This window comes from Bradyrhizobium sp. USDA 336, assembly GCF_044908355.1.
GTDB classification, from domain to species: domain Bacteria; phylum Pseudomonadota; class Alphaproteobacteria; order Rhizobiales; family Xanthobacteraceae; genus Bradyrhizobium; species Bradyrhizobium yuanmingense.
The window spans coordinates 3921702-3941922 of the sequence record NZ_JBIYDC010000002.1 but is presented as its reverse complement, the minus strand read 5'-3'; the positions used below and the strand labels follow the sequence as shown (position 1 = coordinate 3941922).

Annotated in this window: 7 protein-coding genes; all 7 read left to right on the top strand. The window is 58.6% G+C overall.

Annotation, left to right across the window (positions count from 1 at the left end):
* Positions 1–495: 495 nt before the first annotated feature.
* The gene (locus ABIA45_RS19375; protein ID WP_404653233.1) at positions 496–8376 is read left to right on the top strand and encodes a SpvB/TcaC N-terminal domain-containing protein; all 7881 of its coding nucleotides are present in this window, start codon (positions 496–498) and stop codon (positions 8374–8376) included.
* On the top strand, positions 8336–13630 hold the full coding sequence (locus tag ABIA45_RS19370; RefSeq protein ID WP_404653232.1) for an RHS repeat-associated core domain-containing protein: 5295 nt from the start codon (positions 8336–8338) through the stop codon (positions 13628–13630). Before ABIA45_RS19375 ends, ABIA45_RS19370 begins: the two co-directional genes overlap by 41 nt.
* A 248-nt stretch (positions 13631–13878) precedes the next feature.
* On the top strand, positions 13879–14364 hold the full coding sequence (locus ABIA45_RS19365; protein ID WP_404653231.1) for a hypothetical protein: 486 nt from the start codon (positions 13879–13881) through the stop codon (positions 14362–14364).
* Positions 14365–15113: 749 nt separating this feature from the next.
* Positions 15114–15596 (top strand): hypothetical protein, encoded by a 483-nt coding sequence (locus tag ABIA45_RS19360; RefSeq protein WP_404653230.1) that lies wholly within the window; start codon positions 15114–15116, stop codon positions 15594–15596.
* A 299-nt stretch (positions 15597–15895) separates the two neighbouring features.
* Positions 15896–16195 carry a hypothetical protein gene (locus ABIA45_RS19355; protein WP_404653229.1) on the top strand — a complete coding sequence of 100 codons (300 nt, stop codon included), beginning with the start codon at positions 15896–15898 and terminating at the stop codon, positions 16193–16195.
* A gap of 936 nt (positions 16196–17131) precedes the next feature.
* Positions 17132–18322, top strand: coding sequence for a DUF2235 domain-containing protein (locus tag ABIA45_RS19350; RefSeq protein WP_225123853.1), 1191 nt, complete (start codon positions 17132–17134; stop codon positions 18320–18322).
* An 832-nt stretch (positions 18323–19154) separates the two neighbouring features.
* The gene (locus tag ABIA45_RS19345) at positions 19155–20117 is read left to right on the top strand and encodes an ArdC family protein (protein WP_404653228.1); all 963 of its coding nucleotides are present in this window, start codon (positions 19155–19157) and stop codon (positions 20115–20117) included.
* Positions 20118–20221 lie beyond the last annotated feature (104 nt).

Genomic DNA, 20221 nt, shown 5'->3' with positions numbered 1-20221 from the left:
GATGTAACGTAATGTTTCGTTTGGCGCGTGTTAGTAGATTGCGTAGCCGTCCACGCACCCAGCCGTGGCATTGTCAAACTCCAGTGCAACTAACCGACATCCTCATGTTCGCGGCGCACAACAATCGGTGCTTCCGCGACGCTAAGATTGTCCTGGTGCGACAGTCCGACGATGTTGCAACTCGAGTCGGTGGCATTGCTTGTGCCATAAGCGTCTAATTGGAACGCTGCACTAGCAGAAATCTATGCCACCTGAGCCGCCGGCTACAACCACGAGTGGCGGTTGTAAAAAAATACACCTACCCCCTTTATTCGTGACGTTCGTTGTGTAAGCATGAGTTATTATTTCCTGGGGGCAGGAAAAATGACTAGAGAGAATTTTAATCCGCACGCCCAACGGTGTGTGGAGTGTCCATTTGTGCGTCGCTCGCTGACTAGGTTGAATTCTCAGCGGATACTGGGACTTCTTAAGGAGTCTTTGGTTCTCCTTTGCGCTGTGCTCATCGGTTTGGAGCCGGCTGGGGCGTTTGCCACGAAGCAGGCGCCGGCACAGCCAACATCAACATCGGAATCTGCCATCGGACTGGGCATTCGCTCCCAGTTTGCCAAGATACATCCAGGCGAGAAGGCGATCGCTCTCTTCGGGCTTTCGGTCGCCCGCTCAAGCGGTGCTCACGTGGCGTCCGTCGATGCTGCGATCGATGTGCTCGTGGCCTGTGAGCAGAAATCAAGCATTGATGCGCGCATACTGAACCTGACAGTAGGGTGCGCTGCATTCAGGCTATTGTCCAATGCGCCAGTGAGGATCGGCGTACCCTACGATACATCATTGCTGCCAGATGGCTTCGGCGAAAGTGATGTGCGCCTGTTCAAGGAGGCTGGTGCCAAGCTGGCCGACGCCATGACGCCGATCGATGCGTATCTGGACCGGGACAATAAGACGACCGTTACGACCTTGTCGGAACAATCGGGTCGTTTCATCGCCGGCGTGCTCAGGCCGGGCGAGCGCCCGGAGAAGGCGCCGAGCGCGGTTTCCACAGACAGATTGAAGGCCTTTCGCCGTGCAGATCCCCTGCGGGGTGTTCCGAGGCTGGCCCAGCCGCAGGTCAATAGCAGCGGTGATCTGCGATTGAACTACCCACTCGATCTGCCTGGCGTGCGCGAGACGCTGCAGCCGCGAATTTCGATCGACTACAGTGCTCAATCGGGATCTGGCAATATCGCCAATGGCTGGAGTCTGACCGTTCCGACGATCACCGTTGAGACCCGCTGGGGCGTTCCGATCTACGATGTCCGGCACGAAACTGAAACCTACCTGTTTAATGGCGAGCAGATGGTCCCGGAGGCGGGCGATGCGTTCGTTGACGCGCAGGCTGGTTCGGCTGTCGTCGGCGAAGGCATTCCGTCGCGCGAGCACGATGCGCTGGATCGCCGTGCGGCCGGCCTCAATCTCGTTCCGCAGCCGCATCGCACAACGCATCTCAGGCCGCGCAAGACAGGAAAATCCCATTTTGTGTTGAGGCGTGACGAGGGTCTCTGGCGGTTCGTTCGTCACGGCGATGGACCGTCCCACTATTGGTGGGAGGCGTGGCAGGAGAACCCGGCGGGCGACGTGGCGAGGGTAATGTATTTTGGTCGCGCGCCGGGACGGATTGCCGGCGCGATCGACGACGTCGACCTCAGGCAGGATTTGATGCAGGGAGTCGTGCGAGCCCATCTGGACCTCGGCCCCAAGGTCGGCCTCGCAGCCGCGGGCAGGGCGATCTCGAAGTGGGGGTTGACGCGCGAGAAGGACGCTTTTGGCAACATCGTTGACTACGATTGGGTAGCGACGTGCCTTATCGTGAACAATCAAAATTGTCTGCCAAACACGCCCGGCGCTTCAATCGACATGCTGGCGGATCGCGACCTGTATCTGAAGCGCGTGATCTATACGGGGCATCAGGATCTCGAGGAAACGACGCTGCGTTGCCGTGAGCGCCCATCGGCTGAGGGATGTCTGCGCAAGCAGGGCCTCTACGAGTTGAATGTCTATTGGTCGTCTGACGCGGAAATTGATCAGTTGCCGCTGCGATCCGATGCCAGGTCCGGCGGACTTATCGTGCCGAGGCGTCTGGTTAAAAGGGTCGAGATCAGATTCAGGCACAGGGTGCCGTCCCGGGCTTTGTATCCTGCGGGGACGAAGGACAGTCGCCAACCCGTTCCACTACATCGGACGGAATGGCAGTGCTCGACACCGTTCCTGTCATATGCCTTCAGCAGAAAGGGTGATCCGCTCTATAACGGGGCCGCGCAGGCACGGCAGTGGCTGATGTCGATCACCAAGCGCGCCGTGATCGACGTGACAGACCGGCTTGCCGCCGAGGATGCGATATTCCCGGCGGGCCTCGGTACGCAGGAATGTAAGGACGCAAATCCGTTGGACGAGTCTCAGGTTCGCGCGTCGAGCCATGAGATGCGTTTCGACTACCGCGATCTGAGGGGCAAAGCATTCCACAAGAATGTGGAAGCCAAATTCCCGACCGCCTCAACCGATCACGGAACGCTCATTGATTCGATCCGAGATATCGTAAAACCGATTGCCGGCCTTGGTGACAACGAGGGGCCATTCGTCGCTTCGAAGATGGGGGCCGTCGAGACCGAGAGTTTCAACTCCGGCATCTATGTCGGAGCAGGCCCCATTGCGCTGAAGGGTCTGAGCGGTGGAGCGAAGTTTACCTGGTCGCGGCGAACCTCGCATCGGGAGTCGACACTGCTCCTCGACGTCAACGGCGACGGTATCCTCGATAGCCTCATCCTCGAAGACGGCGCGTGGTACGCCTATGCGGGGCAAATCAATCCGAGCGGCCACCTCTCGTTTGGTGACCGCACATCTATGGCTTTGGCGCCTGGTTTCCGCTTCCAGCACGAACCGGTCATGGAGACGACCAATTTCGGCGGCGAAGGCCACATTTTTGGTGCGATTGCCGGCGGCCTCGATGGGCGCTCGCACGCCGTACAGACGGTTCAACTTGCGGACATGGACGGGGATGGCAGGGCCGACGTCGTCACCCCGGGCGGCGTGTTCTACAACACCACGAATTCGGTGGCCAAATACCAGTTTGGTGGCAACACGCCTTTCATCCTCAATGGTACGGGCGATCAGGCTGCGGCAACGCCGATCCTAAGGCCGATTGAAATGCCCGGTCCGGGGTCATTCCCGACCTCAGAGAAACATCCACGCTACGACCTGGTACGTACCTGGAAGGCCCCGTTCTCCGGTCTGGTGCGCGTAACCGGAGAAGCCGCGAGCGTTGCAACGCACGATGATGCCGATGAGGTATGGGGCGTCGCCGGATCAACAATGAATCCAGAAAGGGCTCCGCTTGCCGACAGATTGGTGCCTGCGCCTCATCGCGACGGCGTCATCGTAGCCGTCGAGCGTTCTCGCGGGCAGGAGGTAAAGAGTTGTGCTGCCGGGCATCTCGGTCCGAAGGTTCTCGACCGCTTGTCGCCACCAGAGCCCGCCGGCCCCGGGAGTTGGTCAATACTCGGCACAAGGCTTGTACCAAGCAACTTTGCAGGCACTACTCTTGACTATCGCATTTCTGTATCGGGACGCGAGGCGCTTGGCGCCGAGATACCGACCGAATGGGCTAGCTCAATTCGAATCCGGTCGTTCGGGCCGAATGCGATTTCACGAGATGCGCTCTCGGCTGCGATCAAAGCAGCGATTTCTTCTTGGAATGCGGCGCACGGCAAGGACGCAAACGGCCTTGTCGTCGGTAACTTGAGTTCCGCACCTATGGGCGACGGTGACGGAGTGAGGCTCTCGTTTTCGGGACAAATGCGGTCAGTTCCTCCTCTCCGGCTTCCGATTACTGTCGTGGCCGGCACGGGGACCGAGCGAGCAGGGCTTGAACTCGACACGATCGTTCCGGTGAATGTTACCAAAGCCAAGGATCAGGACGGTAGTCCCGACGACGGCCACGCACGTGTCGAAACTAGAATCGTGCCGCCTCGTTTCGATCCGGAAAATACCGAATGTGCGGCCGGTGCAGCCGATCTCGACGGTGTAATTGGGTTTCTTGCGGCCAGCGGACTTGATCAAAAGTTGCTCGTCCAGGTCGACAAGGGCGACGTGCTGTATTTCCGGGTTCATGCGATCGACAACGGCGACGACGATGCCGTCAATTGGGCGCCGCGGATCCAGTACCTTTCCGCGGAAGAGCAGGTTCTGCAGGTTGGCGCGGGACCGGTTGCAACAAGAAAGATTATGGGCCCTGGTCAATCCGATTCGCCCGATGCATTGATCCTCGCTCACTTGCGTGCGGTCGATCCGCTTTGCCTGGAGGGCGAACGGCAAGCGTTTTGCGACCCACATGGTCGAAGCGTACTACGCTACGTACTTACGGACTCATCCGGCGGAGCTGCAGGCGATCTTGCGCCGATGGCGCAACTCAACCAGGGAACGCTGGCGCCGATGACGGGCGCGATGGAATTTTCCGGGACGATTGAAAAGCCGGCGACGATAGGCGCAGCATACCTTGAGTACGTGGTTGTTCCGATTGAAATCCTCGCAACGCGCAAGGCGACACATCTTGACGGTGTAGCCTTCACGGGCAGCACCGACGAAGAACGGAACGCGGGTGCCAACCGCATCAGAGCCTGCGACGCCGATGCAACGCGGATTGGTCGGAGTGTGACCGTTGCCGGTGCGGCTGCTCCGTTTCCGCTTCGCGGCGGTGTGCTGAATCTCGAACACCTCGCCCAAGCGGGACCAGGAACGAGACTCACCGAAATGTCGTCCGAAGCCGGCAGTTACAGGATCCTGAAGAGCGGTTGGATCAACCGCGATGCGCTGAAACCTGCGTGCAGTACGCGCGAGAGCCGGCGTGCCAACGCCGGTACTTGTGCGTCGTATGGCAACGAGTTCGATGTCAGGGCCGGCGAAAAGGTTTGCCTGTTCGTCCGCAGCAGGCCTCTGGCGGACACTGGCGAAGCTGATGGTGCGACGCTCGGTTATTGGCCGATCGACGCGGCAGGGTTTCGTATCCTCCCTGATGCTCCAATCGCGCTGAGCTATAACACAGAGCTCGCCCCGTTGCCGAAGAACGCAGAGAATCCGGCCCCGGCATTGGCAAATGCCGAATGCCTCGGTCCCTTGGGCGACCGGCCAGCGCTGGGGGATAACGAGAAGTCGGAGCCCACGACCGATCCGAACGAAACAGACAAACAGTGTCAACGGGGATTTCGCCGGCTGTTTGCTGTGCCTCATATCCAGCACGGCCCGTCCAGTGTCCTCAGGCTAGGTCACACAAGCGGGAGCTCGCCCGTACGTCTGGCGGCGACAAGGATAGACAATCCGCGCCGTGCAGCGTTTCGTCCACGACTTGTCGTTCCGGCCGGGGTGCCGGTGCCCGACCAGGCATGTACGTGGGGCCAAAGCCAGAACGAGGCTGGCCAGAGACTATATGAGCGCCGGTTTGCGCTCGAGATCAGGGGCATCGGGCCGATTCCGCTGGGGGCAATCGATCAAGCATTGCTTGACGATGGGCAGATCGATCCGTCGAGACTCCCGTCAATGCTCGGGGACCGGGTGGCGAAGCTTCGAACGCGGGTGCTTGCCTGGAAAGATGGAAAATCTCGCGAGCTGCCGATCAAGAGGTTTGCCGTGTTCGAACCTCTGCCTGCCAACGCTCCGGGTGGCGGCAACGGATTGTTTAAGACACGGACCCGCGCACTTTCTCCCGGAGCGCTGATAAAGACCCCGGATCCCGTCCCCGCTACTAGCGTCGAATTGCTGTTTGACCATCGCCAACCGCAACCGGTGGTTACGCAGGATATACGATTTACACGTGGTGTGACCGGCACGAAGACGTTTTCCAGCTTTAGGGAGGAGCGCGCGGACGGGGCGGGCAACAAGCAGCAGCGGGCCCATCTGCTGCCGTCGAGCCACGCTGGGTTTGCCATTTGCGCTGCGGAAGACGAGCAGATTGTCGTTGAGTCAGCGATCGATGACGGCGCTGCCAACGGTCTGTCGCCTTCTTACTTGAACGAACCGCTCGACAAGCTGTTCGGAACGAACCCTTGTGCCCCATTGCCTCTGGACAGCAATGATCAGCCGTTTCCGTCCGAAAATCCCAACTCCAATGAGCCGTTCACCAGAACCGACCGGCACATCTGTCCGCTCGGCTTAGCGAGAGTCCTGCTTGGTGAACTGAATCCACAGGGATCTACGATGTTTACGCCGGAAGCGCTTGCGGTCGATCATCGGCTCGGCGTTTCCCTAGCGGACGCGTTGCGCTGGCGCTTGCCGTTCGAAGCCGTGACCAGTCGCTTGGTCGCAGTGCCGGCAATACGCCATCGGGCGGACGCAACGACCGGAGCCACACCATGGGATATCAAAGACCCGGTGCTTCCAGATTCGTTCCCCAATTTTCCAAAGAACCCGGCCGAGCCGCCGATCGACAACGCCGATAAGCTCGCGTTGCTCGAGGCCTATTCGCAGTTGCTCGGTTTGGTGAGAAATCTCCCATACGAGCGAGACTACTCCAACACAGATAAGGCAAGGGCCAACGGTGAACAACATGCCCGAGCGCCGGCCTTTGCGCTTGTGCCCGAATTCCGGGCGCCACGCGAAAGCTCAAGTGAGCGTGCGGAAAACGTCAAGCCGCTCGCCAAATCGGGCGCGGACGGTCCGCCTGCGGTCGCAGCGCCGGACGCGGCGCGCTTCTGTCACTGGCCGCCGGCGCAGACGGTCGCGCAAACGACCAATGACGCGCAGAGCGCGGCGGATGAGGTCGTGAGGACCGCTAATACCAACGGTCCTGCTCTGGAGGCAAAGAGCACGTGGGCCCGCAACGATGCGAAACTGGTCGCAGCTGCCGGAACATTCCGCGGCAATCCCGTTCTTTGTATGATGGGGCGCGATCAGGCGATCTGGTCGGCTGGCGATCTTCTTTCGGCGAGTAGGTTGGGCGAGAAGGACCTGCACTTTGGATCGAAGCTTGTTGCCTACAACGCGTCGCGCAATCGATCGAACCTTCGTATCCTGTCGACGCCGAACCGGGGTGTTGGGCTCGTTGCACCTGTGCGGCGGTCCGACACGGACATGAAACACGCCTTTGGCGGAGCCTTTGGCTTCACGGGATCAGAATCCAAAAGCGACACCCGCAGCGATCAGGAGGTCATCGATCTCAATGGTGATGGGTTCGCCGATGTCATCGTCGGCGGCGGTGTAGTTGCCTCCGATGCTCGGGGCGGTAACCGGTGTGCGCCGGAAAGCCCGTGGTCCATCACGCATGCGTGTCTTAACCTGATCGAGATGTTGAGATATCCGGCGTCGCCGGTGAAGACATCGCTCAACACGACTCATGGAACATCGTTCGGCTTTCCAGCGGCAAAGAAGTCGGCTGAGATCGCGGTGGCTTCGGCACGTGCGGCTTTCAATCCGTCCAGCGGCGGTACCGGCTCCGGCGACAAGGGGCAACGCACACAGGAATCGTATTTCACGCTCAATCTGAACATCGATAAGAGCAAGGCTGACGGCGAACGAACAACTGACGTGATCGACGTTAACGGCGACGGCCTACCGGATGTCGTCAAATGCACGAACGTTACAAGCGGAAGAAAGTGCGACTCATTTCAGGTTACGCTGAACCTCGGTAACGGCTTTGACAGCAAATCGCTGACCGTCGCGAACCTGAACCTGTTCGGCGAACAGTCGCGCAATCTCGGTCTCGGCTTGGCGTTGGGCTGGGCTTATCCACTGAATGACAATTCGTTCGAAGGCGGTCTAGCGGCCAACGCTGCGACGGGTGATCAAACCCGAACCTTGGCCGACGTCAATGGCGACGGGCTTGTCGATATCCTGGACATTGAGGAAAACTCGGAAGTAAGGGCGCGGTTGAATACTGGCTGGGGTTTCGCGCACCCGGTAAGCCTTGGCGAAGTGGATGGCATGAAGCTTGGCACATTCGGCCGATCGGAGTCTGACGGTGCGGCTGCAGGTGGCTCCTATACTTACTCCGGCTGTATATTTATCATTGCGATCTGTTTTCACGTCAATCCAAATGTCGGCCTGAGCGGTACGCTGACGCGACAAAGCGTCGTCTTTCGTGATGCCGACGGCGACGGTCTTGCGGACTTCATCATCGGCGAAAGTCTGCTGCGCGACTTGGCCGACGTAAAGCTCAAGTTCTCGCGGGAGAAGGCGACCGTTGTTGCCAACGGACTGGGCCAGCATGGTCTGCTCGAGCGCGTCCAATGCGTCCACTTCGCCGGCAGAGGCGAACCTCGAATTCAGCTATTCGCGAACGCCGAGGACGGTCAAGGACCCATACAATCGCTGGGTGATGGCGAGGGTAACGGTACGCGACGGTGTGCGAGAAGATGATGCGCCGAGCGCCGTCGGTGCGAACGGTGTGACAGACAACAGCCGTCACACCTGCTTCTCTTATGACGGTGGCCGCTACGACCGTTTCGAGCGGCAGTTCGTCGGCTATGCGCGTGTCGATATGGTGGAGGGATGCGAGCTGGGAGCACGTACACCGATCGAGACGGCTGGGCCGTCCTGGGGCACTGCGACAAAAGGCTTGCGGAGGACGGAACGCCACTATGCGAACGGCAGCATCTACGAGGCCGGCCTGTTAGTCCAGGAACTTGTTTTCGACATTACGGATGGTGCGCAAGCGACAGCGCCGCAGCGGGCGCTGCGCCAAAATTACGTTCTGATTGATACGGCCGTCTCCAACGATATGCGGATGGTTTGTCATCATTTGCGCCACGAACAGCCGCTCGATCTCGACAGAGAACTTTTCGGTCTTGGATTTGTCAGGAATGTGTATCTGAGTTCAAGTGACGGAGCCGGCGACAGCGTACAGATCGGTTGTAGAAAAACGTTTGCTTCGGACGAGGTTAGCCTGGTCGATCCGGTATTCGACAGCCGGCCGCGCCGGCTAACGCCTGCGCTGGTTCAGATAATCCGCGAAACGAGCGAAGCGAGGTCTTCAGCCGCCGCGAGCCGCTTGAGAACAGCAATCCAGTTCAACCATGACCGCTTTGCACGGCCGACCCGCGTCTGCGACCTCGGGGAAGTCCTCAAGTCCGGCGCTGCCCAGACCCGCGGTGCAATCTGCTCAGACATGATCTACGACGACAGCGTGCGCCCGCAATTTACCCACGGTGCGACCGGCGGCGGGACGATCCTTCTCGAGCAGCGCAACCGCGTAAAGGAAATCCGTGTCAGCGATAGCGCCGGAAAGGAGACCAGCGAAAATGTGACGGCGGCGTTCGACACAGCGCCGGACGAAGTCGGCAACAAGAGCCGGTTGCTCCGGCGTCGAACCGCCACGCACGATCCACAAACTGGCATGGTCTTGACTTTGTGCCATTTCGTAGATCTCACCTCGACCAATCCATGTGCCAGTGATGGCCGTTTCCCAGACCAGGCGTTTCGCCTCGAACAGGCGGCCCGGATGGGCATTGTCATGCGCGCCTACCGATATGACCAGTTCGGCAATCTCGAGAGATTTCTTGGCCCAGTCGGTTCAGGCAGAACCTATGTTGCCAAGGCCTACAGTTTCGATCCCCTGATCTCGCTGGTTGAGACCGCTGAGCGAACCGAACATTGCGCGCCATCGGCGGTTCACAACGGCACGACCATTTGCGTGTCGGGCAGCACTCACACACTTGGAAGCCTGCGTTCGTTCGCGTCGGCGGTGGATTACCGTCATGGGGTGGCTACGGTGGCGATCGACGTCAACCGCAACGCCACCTATGTGCCACTGGATGAACTCGGACGCCCGGTGCGCGCTCTGGTGAGTTGGCCTACGACCGGACAGGCCTGCACCGACTGTTCGGGCCTCAATACTAGTCATACCACCGGCTTGATATTCACAAAAATCGCGAGGTACACATACGAAGAGAAAAACGCGACGCTCAAGGCACCGTCTGCGACGGTGCAACGCTTCGTCGACGACCAGGCGTATGGCGATCTCCCCAACAAGTCGCTGTTGTCAAAGTCGTTCGTCGACCAACTTGGCGAGCAGGTGCAGACCATTGAGGAGGCGTTAGTATGTCGGCGCAGCCTCGCCGGATTCTCCGATGCACGTTGCGATGAAACCCACAACTATGTTGCGAGCGGCCTGATCGCAAAAGATCGACTGAACCGTGCGGTCAGTGATGACTACCCGGCTTCGCTGAAGATCGCACCTGACTCAGGGGCGGGCGCGACTGACGTGAAGACCGAACAAAATCTCGCGAAACAGCCGATCGTTGTTGCCGCGGGCGCTCGAAATAAGGTCACGTTCGATGGACTCGATCGGCCTATCAAGGTCGAACTTCGAGACGGCAACCACTATGACTTCCAGTATCGGATCGAGACATCGCTCAACACGGAAATCCCGCTGCTGCGACATCGAACTGACATGCGAAACGCCTTCTGCGTACCGTCAGCAATCGAACGCGACGTACGTGGTGCGATCCGATCGGTGATCGAAAGCTATGAAACGACCACTATCCGGGGCATAACGACCGCCGCCGAAGGAGCGAACCCTCAAGGGAAGTTGCCCGCCGATCGTAAACTGGTGAAAACAGTCGCCGCGGCGACTCCCACGCAGCAGACGTACACCTGCAATCCGGATCGTGGGCAGAAGTTCGAGCTGGCGGATAGCCGTTCGGTCGCTAGCTATGATCAGGATACCCTCGGGCAGCTCGTGCAGGTGAATTTGCCGCGACGGACTGCGGGCGAAAAGGTTGATGCGATCCGGGTCGGCTACGACCCTTTGGGGCGGCGGGTGCTGGTCGATGACCCCGATCGTGGGTTCGAGCGGATCGTGATGGACGGCATCGGTAATGCCGTCTGCACCTATAGCGGGGTCCGTCGAAACGGGCTTTTGCGAACGGATTTTCCCAAGCCTGACTTCGAGAACATCGGCGAGAACGTTTGCGCCGATCCCAAACCGAAGGAAGTATCTGATGCGGGGCTGAGCCGTTTGGTTCGCACAGATTACTTGGCCAACCTGCCGCGAAGAACGACGTTCAAACTGTTCGGCAATGTCGAAAGGGACGAAGTGCAACTCGCTGCAGAACGTGAAATCACGATCGAGTACGGCAAAGCTCCCGGCAGCGAACCTGCCAGCCACGATGACCGCGTTAAGAACCGTGTGGGGCGTCCGTTCCGGATGACAGACATGGTCGGTGTTGAAACGAAGGAGTTCGATGCGCTCGGACGACCGATCAAAACGGAGCGTGTGTTCAGCAAACTCGATGCTTTCAAGGCGGTTGCCGTAAAGCCGACGCTGACGATCACCGACGCCTACGATATTTGGGGACCGCACAAGTCCAGAACACTGAAAATTGACGTTCCTGCCAAGGCGGCGAAGGGCCGCCCTGAACCGGCAGCCGCAAGGATTCGCGAAGAGATAGCGTATCGCTATTCGCCCGCCGGTCAATTGCGTCAAGTGCTCGCGCGTTCGCTGCCGCCTGAAGTTCCAGCGCCTCAGCAGGCTCCACCGCCACCGCCGTTCGTAGCGATAGCATCCGACCTGATATATGACGAACGAGGCAACCTGCTCAGCATGAACTACGCAACGGGCGTCGAAGTGCTTCAGACCTTTGATCAGGCGTCGAACCGGCTGCTGACGTCGATGGCGCGTATGGGCTCACCGCTCGGTGAGGTGCCGCCGATATACTTCCAGAACCTGAATTACCGGTACGATCCGGCTGGTAATGTTCTGGCCTACGCAAACCGGCCACTCGTTGCTGATCAGTGCACGTTGCCGATGCCGGAGATCGGCTGCGACGAGACGATAGCCCCAGAGGTAGCAAAACGACATGGACTTCTTATCGACAGCTCGGTCAATTCGTTCGCCTACGACCAATTGAATCGAATTCGCCTCGCGAAGAAGTCACTGACCAGCGTTCACGTGAAAAGAACTGATAAGGAAGGTGAGCCAAATCTGCTCGACGAGACGGAAATCGCGAAAGCGACGAAGCTGAGCCTCGACTTTGAGGAAACCATCGTCTTCCGTCCGACGCACGAGATGGCACTGCTGCGGCAGGCTGAAACGCGCACTGTCGAGGTGATCAAGGGGGCAACCAAGACAGCGCTTGAATCTAGAACGGTGGACAAGAAGACTGCGACTGTCACCTCGACCTATACCTCGGACGGTGACCCGCGGCACGCACCCGGCAAGGTCAGGACCGTCCATGACGAACGCAAGCTCACCGTATTAACCAGTTTCGACTTCGACGACTTCGGCCGCATGAACGCAAGCCTGTGCAAACAGTCGGACAAGAAGGGTTGCCGGCCGGACCGCTATTTCCACTGGAATGTGGACGACACGCTCCGTGTCCAGAACGTCCAGATTCCATCGGAGCGGCTACCCTCCGCCAAGAAGGGCAATGGCCTGATCTATTATGATCGGATCGTGTCCGACTATGACAGCACCGCTCAGCGCGCCTTCAAAGCCGTGACCGAGCAGGGTATCCGCAAGGTCAACGGCAAGAGCAAAATCGAAGCCGAACGCTTCGTATCAGACATGATGTACGCTGATGCGCAGCTAACGATTGCGCGGCGTGAAGGTCAGACGCCGCAGGCGGTCATCCACTATTTTGGCGGGCCGCAACGCCTCGCGTCGAAGTGGGTCGGTGACGAGCGGATGTTCACCTATCACGCCCAGCTCCAGACGCGGAACGTGACCGACATCGTGGTGGGCAAGCCGGGCGCACCGGAGACGGCGCGGCTGAACGGACAGCAGGAGTATGCTGCTTTCGGCGAGATGCTGCACGAGCGTGAGACGCTGTTGGCCGGGAATAAGGATGGTGTCAACAGCCGCGCGAATCCGGGACTCCCGCAGTATCGCTTCAACGCAAAGGAACAGGATGAGAGCGGCTTACAGAACTTCGGTGCACGCTTCTACGACAACAACCTGGCGATCTGGCTGCGGCCGGATCCGGTGTTGCACGACTATCTGGATGGAAAGATTAACGGCGGTGTATACACCAAGAAGAATTTGGCAAGTTACAGCTTCGCGTGGGGAAATCCGACCGGGTACATAGACCGCGATGGGCGAGCTCCTTCGACGCCCATAGAGCCACCTTCGCCCGGTTGGCAAGCCCTTGAAATTGCAGCTGGTGGCGTAACGATTGTTCAGAAGTCCATATGGGGAGCAGCAAAGTGTGTCTGCGGGACGGCGGCTATCTTTGTTCCGATTTTGGGCCCGCCGGTGACGTATGGCTTATACGCATCAGGAGGTGCGGACTTTACTAACGCATACTATGAAGGAAGGGGAATTGTTAGTCGCCTGCGAGGCGACCATGCTGCGGCTGATAAGGCGTTCCAAACATCGACCTACATAGATACAATGAATGACATAGTGGGTGGCCCGGTCTACCTCGGTATGAAAGCTGCTGGCCAAAGCGATGAGGATGCGTTCAGGGCGGCGTTTTATTCGGCGACCGCGACGGACATTTTCAGTTTTAGACTCAAATCTGCGAAGGACGTTCTGAAAGTCGGGAAGGAATTTGAAGAAGGGTCGAGAGTGATGAAAACCATGGATAGGATGGAACAGGTTGACAAGGCGCAGAAAGTCAAGGCTGGCTTTGATCAACTTAGAAAGGACACTAACAAAGAACGCAAGGACTAGCTCAATGCGAGTATTCCGTCAGAATTTGTCAGTGAAAGACTTATTGGATTATTACCGCCGAGACGTTTCTGCCAACGCTCGAAAGACCTGTCGTTCTGCCACATGTTCGGACGATCGCGCGAGCTTCGCGGTATAGTACGAGGCGTATGAGCCAGCGCTCACGTGGCAAGCCGTAGTTTGCTCTGCTAAGAAATCCCCAAAGTGGCGAACAGGCCAATGTCGTTTGATCAGCAATTTTGGAGAGGCTAATGTCGCGAGCTGCAATGGTCTTGGTTTTTGTTTTTGGCGTCGTGACCAATTGCGAGGCTGCGGCGTCGAAGTTCGTCTGGACCTTGGATAGAGTAGGAGGCGAGCTAATCCTGCGTGGAATAGATGTCATCCCTGGTGACGATGGCGTCGATACCGCCGTGAGGATCACGTGTATCGGTAAGAAGTTACAATTAGGGATCGGTGCTGACACATCGATCGGCAAGGGTGAGCATGAATTCGTTTCGGTGGACGCCATCGCCGGAACGGTCGTCCTGAAGGTCAACGGGACGTCCGAAAGAAGCAAGAATGCGGAAATGACAGGAGCTAACGAGCTGGTGAAGTCGATCGATGCGGTCGATCCGCTAATAAAGCTGATGCTTGTTGAAAGGAAGATCACGTTTCGCGAAGCTTCGGGCAAGAAATTTTCTGTTCCCACCAGCGGATTTGCGCCCAGATTTGCCAAACTGAAAAGTGCATGCGCGTAGTTGTGGTTATCTCGGAATTGTGCCGCTGAGGCGTTCTCCCATCAAGCACGGGTTGTCGTTGGGCGGAGCTCACGGCGACCGCAAGCGATGCGACGCCGTAGCAGCGTCGGAACAGATTTCATATCACGGTCCATCGGAAATCGTTTGGTATGAGGAGAGCCGCGATGGGATTGGCCGTTCGCGTTGCAGAAGTCGCATTGACATGGTCCATAGTGGCATCGTGAATGGGTCTCAAGCGCGGCCATTGTTCGTTTGGCCCAGCGTCGAGAGGGCACCCGAACTTCTTCAAAGTGTCGAACATGTCGATGCTTCCGAAGCGCATATTCGACTGCGCTGTGTTGAGGGTAAGGTTCAGGCCTTGAGATCGGGCTAATGTCGGAAAGTCTGGCCTTGGAACCGGAGAGGGCGAGAAGCTCACGGTTCGGCTAACAAGCGGTTCGGTTTCCGTTAGACTGGCCGGCGAGTCCAAGAAGGCGTCCAATCCTTCCAGAAGCGCGTTCTATCTCAGGCTTCCATTCTCCGACCGTCAGCACCAGCGGCTGTTCAAGGTATTCGAAGCCGACAGGCCAATTGGTTTTTGGCGGCGCCCCCGCAACATGGCCGACGCCTGCTCATTTCGGAGGAATGGTCTGGTTCGGGGAGGGGTGCGCAAGCAGATGACACATTTGTCATCAGCCCATCGCAGCGACCGGTCGGGAACAATGTAATCGCGGATTGCAACCTCACAATTGTTTCTTCAGGAGATGTCGATGAAGTGCATTTCGTTCGCTCTGTTGGGACTTTTGCTTGGTCTGTGCATTTCGCCTGGTTCAGGTCAGACCCAGCCGCTGTCGCCCGCCCACAACGTTCAGAAGCTTTACGAAAACGATAGACAGGGGGAAGGCGCGAATTACTCAGCTCCGACCCGCAAGCTGCTTGCCGACTGCGAAAGATGCGCGCCGAAGAACGCGTTTGAAATTGCTTGTCCCGGAATCAACATTTTCATCATGGGGCAAGACACCTTCGGATCTCTGCAAGACTTCAAGGTCGTATCCCAGAAGGTCGGCCCGAGTTCCGCAGTCGCCGTTGCGTCGTTCGTGAACCAGCGACCCACCGTGATCAGGTTCAAGCTTTTGAAGTCCGGGTCCGGTTGGGTGATTGATGACATGACCGGCAGACAGGACCTGGGCGGCGGTAAATCGAACTGTGCAAATCTGGTGGCGAGTCTGAAACGGCGCGATATCTGCAGCTGAACGTATGAAGTAGAGCCAAACTGTTGGCGACGGAGTCAGCTGGCGAACCAACAGTAAATAAGAAAGGGAGCCAGTCGGCTGCCTGATGAGCAGAGGAGAGGCAATGAAGTGCGTTGGGGCCAAAGCATTGTGCTGTTTGCTCGGCTTTGTCGCTGTTGCCGATGCGGGCAGAGCTCGATCAGCCGACGATAAAGTTGAAGTTGTCGGCGTGGTCTTCACGGGTGGAGGCAAGTACGGGGACTTTAGCTGGATGATTGAGCGGACTGCGTACCGGGATGCGTTGTTTGTTTTCGATGATAATGAAGCGCAATATCGTGCGCCTAGGCGGTGGGAATGCAATCGTTCGTCCATACCAATGTCGCACTCCTGCAAGAGCGGCAGGTATTCCAACAGGTCCCGGTTATGAAAAGCTAACGCCAGCGACTGCTCAGATCGTCGACGAGGCCGTTGAGAACATCGTGCGGATTGTAAATAGAGAGAACTACCGTCGAATATTTTATAGCGCCGCAGATGAAAGCGGCAATCTGGGCACCGGAATTTTTCACCCGGGGGAAGATGTGAAGCGGCATATAGTTAAGCAACTAAAAATCTCGACTTGAGCGTCCTTCGCACTAGGCGCGTACGAAGGCCCTTCGAGGGAAGACGGGTTGCCGCGAATGGATTTACAATTCGAGTGCAAGCTATTGACATCTATGGGTGGCCGCGAGATGGGCGCAAACTTCTGTAAAGCGTCGCCTGCAAGTCGCTGTGAATTCTGCAAGACCAGCTGACTGCGCAATCGAGTGTTGTTCACCCGTACAGGTGGCAAGCAGCAGGTGGCCACAGAAGGGGGCGAGGCCGATGAGCCTTGGTTGCGAATAGCGATCAGTCGTCCGCGACGAGAGACACACGAAGCGGAATCAGTCTGTCCCGATAGGCTTGCGAGCAGAATGGAGTCAGTTCGCCGACTGATAAGGTTTCATACGAAAGCTTATCAGTCAGGAGTGAACATAGATCAGAAAGTTTGCGCTGCCCTAGACGGCAATCGGTAATCGGTGCCCATGCACTCGGCTCGGACCTGACCTGGTCACCAACAGATTAGGGGCAGATATCAAAAACGGCGGCAAGCAAAAAAGCCGATGTCCAAGCGCGCCGTTCAGCCGACTTCGTCCAGAATGGACTGCTGACCGAACGAGAGAAATCCGCTAAAAACAAATGCGCTTCTGTTCTGATACCAGAACGCGCCTTGCGGTTGGTAGATGGGGGCGCCTGCCCGAGTCTCTGCGGGTGTACTTCCGGCCCCAGCAGCGACTGATGTCACCCAAAACTCCGAGATTGCTCAAACGAGTGGCTTCGGCCTCTTCCTGGGCTTTCGTCAGTTCTTCGTTGTCTGTCGAAATCGGTACGCTCTTGCGCGGCGGCTTGCATGTCCGGAGTATAGCGCCGAAAGAACCGGGAGAGCTCCGTACTGTTGGCAACTTGGAGATGAAGCCGTCCGCCCTGGCGACCAAGGCGCGAATCGGATAGCTTGCTGGCATTTAGCAAGGTGGTTTGAAATGTCAGTTTCAGCTCCGACGGTCACTGCAGCGCCGGCCAAAAAGCGCCTGCTCGTCTTCCTTGACGGCACCTGGAACGCTGTTGGCAGCAATACGAATGTCTGGCGTATGAAATCTCTTTGCGCCCGCGCGGGAACGCAAGGCGAAGAACAGCGCGTCTATTACGATATAGGCGTCAACGGATTCTGGGGCGGTACCGTCGGCAAAGGGCTAAGTGACAACGTCCGGGAGGCCTACGAGTGGCTGATGGACAACTATGACGAGGGCGATGACATCTTCGTCTTCGGCTTCAGCCGCGGAGCGTATACAGCTCGAAGCGTAGCGGGTCTCGTTGCTAAGCACGGATTGCTGAGGCCAGGGTCGCCCTTGGGCACAGGCCAGCTGTTCGCGCGTTACAAGCGCTCGGATGACCGGACGCTTTGGAAGCTTCTGGAGCTTCGGGACGCCGGTACCCTCAATGACGCCACGCTGGAGGAGCGGTGGCTCATGAAGTATTCGCAGCCCGTTCACATCAAAATGGTCGGCGTTTGGGATACCGTCGGGACCGTGGGAGTTCCGCTTTTCAGCTTCGAGGGCATCAGCAGGTCAACCTTTGGCTTTCTGCACACAGGGCTCCGCATATCGATCGACAATGGCTATCACGCCCTCGCCATCGATGAGCACCGGAAGGACTTCGCGCCCACGCTTTGGACGGTGCGAAAGCCCCTCGAACCAGGTGCGGTCGTGGCCAAGCCGCGCGCTATTGAGAGCGTGGAGCAGAGATGGTTCGCCGGGGCCCACGCCAATATTGGCGGCGGGTGCGAAAGCGATATCCTTGCGCAAGCTCCCCTGCGTTGGATGATGAAGAAGGCGTCGGGCCATGGTCTGGCATTCCGTCAGGATGTCGAGATTGACGGCGATCTGCTCACTGCTCCCATATCGGACTCCTACAGGGAGTTTGCCAAAGGCATGTACTCGAAAGTGTATTCACGGTCTTACCGCGAGCTGGGCGGAGAGCCGAAAACGCTTGAGGGCGGCATCCACACGACAGTCAACGAGACCATCGATGCCTCCGTGTTTAATCGCTGGCGTCAATCGAGTGAGTACCGGCCACCTACCGTCGTTGAATGGGCCGCGCGAAAGAAAGTCGATCCGGCTGCATTCATGCACTCAATCCGGGCGGACACGCCGAGCGTCGTAGCTCCGGACTGAAGCGGGCGCGCGATCAATACACATCGAAGTCCTACGACTGCTGCCCTTGGCTTGCCGATGTGTGGACAGACATGCGCGCGAGTGAGACGTTATCACAAAAGAAAAATTGATACCAAGCTGACGTGAAGCCGCATTGAGTGGCTCGCCGGAGGCACTCGCCCTCGGGCCCGCAGTCATTGCATGGCGTCGCTATCGCTGCCCTCGGGTCGGGTGCCTTCTTAACCGGTCTCGCGACGGCACTCGATCCCGGGTCCCGCCGCTGCGCGTCGGCGCTATGCTGATCCTCCTGCGGGTGCCTCTTTCGCCGCGTCCGCCAGTGGGTCTTCGCTTTCGCTCCGCCCGCAGACCTCTCTTCGACAATGGTAAGACCTCTGTGAAAATGCCCGGCGGTTCTCGGATCATTGCCTGCATCCTGTTCGCTCAGGTTTTGGCGCGTGCGGCAAGAGCCGCACCGGGCTCTCGTGAACCGAGGCGCGCAGCGTCTCGGCCTTGCGGCTTCGATCCCTCGCGCTAGGGCTTTGGTGCTCCTCGCCGGGGGCACTCGGGAAAGGGGCTCGCCTGCGGCGATCGCTATCACTGCCCCGTTCCCGGGTGCCGCTATTGAACCGGTCTCGTCGCTGCACTCGGACCCGCGTGCCTCTTCGGGTCGCTATGCTCACGCTCTCCGGGGCCCATTTTCCGTTGAGGCGATGCGTCCTTGGGCGCACGCCTGATCGGGCCTGCGGCCCTCGGTAGATGGCGCAAGGGCTGAGAGTAAGAGTGCAGGCTGGTTTTTCCGTGACGGGTTACAAGCTGCGAGAGAGGCTCGCGGTGCCCGTCGCGGAGACCCGCGATGTCAAACCCTATTGCTTGCGCGCGCGCCGGCCAGGACCGGGCGAACCTCTATAGCGAAATCACCGACAGGATCATTGCCGAGCTCGAGGCCGGCCGTGTCCCCTGGGTTCAGCCCTGGGGTACAGCCGCGGCGAAAGCGCCACTGGCCCTGCCGAAAAACGCGTCGACCAACCGGCAATACAGTGGCGTTAACATCCTCATCCTCTGGGGAGCCGTGATCGAACGCGGATTTGCCGGTCAAAGTTGGCTCACCTTTCGTCAGGCCCTCTCGCTCGGCGGCCACGTTCGCAAAGGAGAGCGCGGCACCACAGTCGTGTACGCTAATCGTTTCGTGCCGAATGACGAAAAGCGACACGCCGCCGAAACCGGCGAAGACGCGCAGGCAATTCCATTCCTCAAACGATTTACCGTTTTCAACACGGATCAGTGCGAAGATCTGCCTGATGGTATTGCCACCGCTGCGCCGCCACCGCCGGCTGGCCTCATCAAACCCACGGTCGACGCCCTGATCAAGGCCAGCGGAATTCCATTTCGGATTGGTGGAGATCGCGCGTTCTACGCAACGGCCGAAGACTACGTTCAGGTCCCGCCGCCGCAGGCCTATTTCGAACCCATCAACTGGCACCGTACCGCCTTGCATGAACTCGGTCATGCGACCGGGCACCTCTCGCGTCTTAATCGGGACCAGAGCGGATCCTACGGTACCAAGAAATATGCCTTCGAAGAGCTGGTCGCCGAGTTGAGTTCCGCGTTCAGCTGCGCGTCGCTCGGGATCGTCCCGACCGTGCGTCATGCCGATTATATCGGCTTCTGGCTTGAAGTCCTGCGCGAAGACATCAGGGCCATCGTGCGTGCCGCCTCACAGGCAAGCAAGGCCGCCGATTATTTGCTCGGCTTCGTTCCCGGGTCCATTGAGCCCGCGGTGCTGGACTCGGTTGTCGCCGATCACGATGCGGCGTGATGCTTCGCCTCGTGTGGCCGCGCGAGAGTGAGAGGAGGGGAGGCTGTTCGCGACGGGTTGGAAGCCGAGAGAGAGTCTCACGGCCGCCCGTCGTGGAGAGCCAA

Excerpts from the sequence above, each read along its gene's own strand:
- ABIA45_RS19360 (WP_404653230.1), top strand. The coding sequence starts at position 15,114 with ATGAAGTGCATTTCGTTCGCTCTGTTGGGACTTTTGCTTGGTCTGTGC.
- ABIA45_RS19355 (WP_404653229.1), top strand. The coding sequence starts at position 15,896 with ATGAAGCGCAATATCGTGCGCCTAGGCGGTGGGAATGCAATCGTTCGT.
- ABIA45_RS19370 (WP_404653232.1), top strand. The coding sequence starts at position 8,336 with ATGGCGAGGGTAACGGTACGCGACGGTGTGCGAGAAGATGATGCGCCG.
- ABIA45_RS19365 (WP_404653231.1), top strand. The coding sequence starts at position 13,879 with ATGTCGCGAGCTGCAATGGTCTTGGTTTTTGTTTTTGGCGTCGTGACC.
- ABIA45_RS19345 (WP_404653228.1), top strand. The coding sequence starts at position 19,155 with ATGTCAAACCCTATTGCTTGCGCGCGCGCCGGCCAGGACCGGGCGAAC.
- ABIA45_RS19350 (WP_225123853.1), top strand. The coding sequence starts at position 17,132 with ATGTCAGTTTCAGCTCCGACGGTCACTGCAGCGCCGGCCAAAAAGCGC.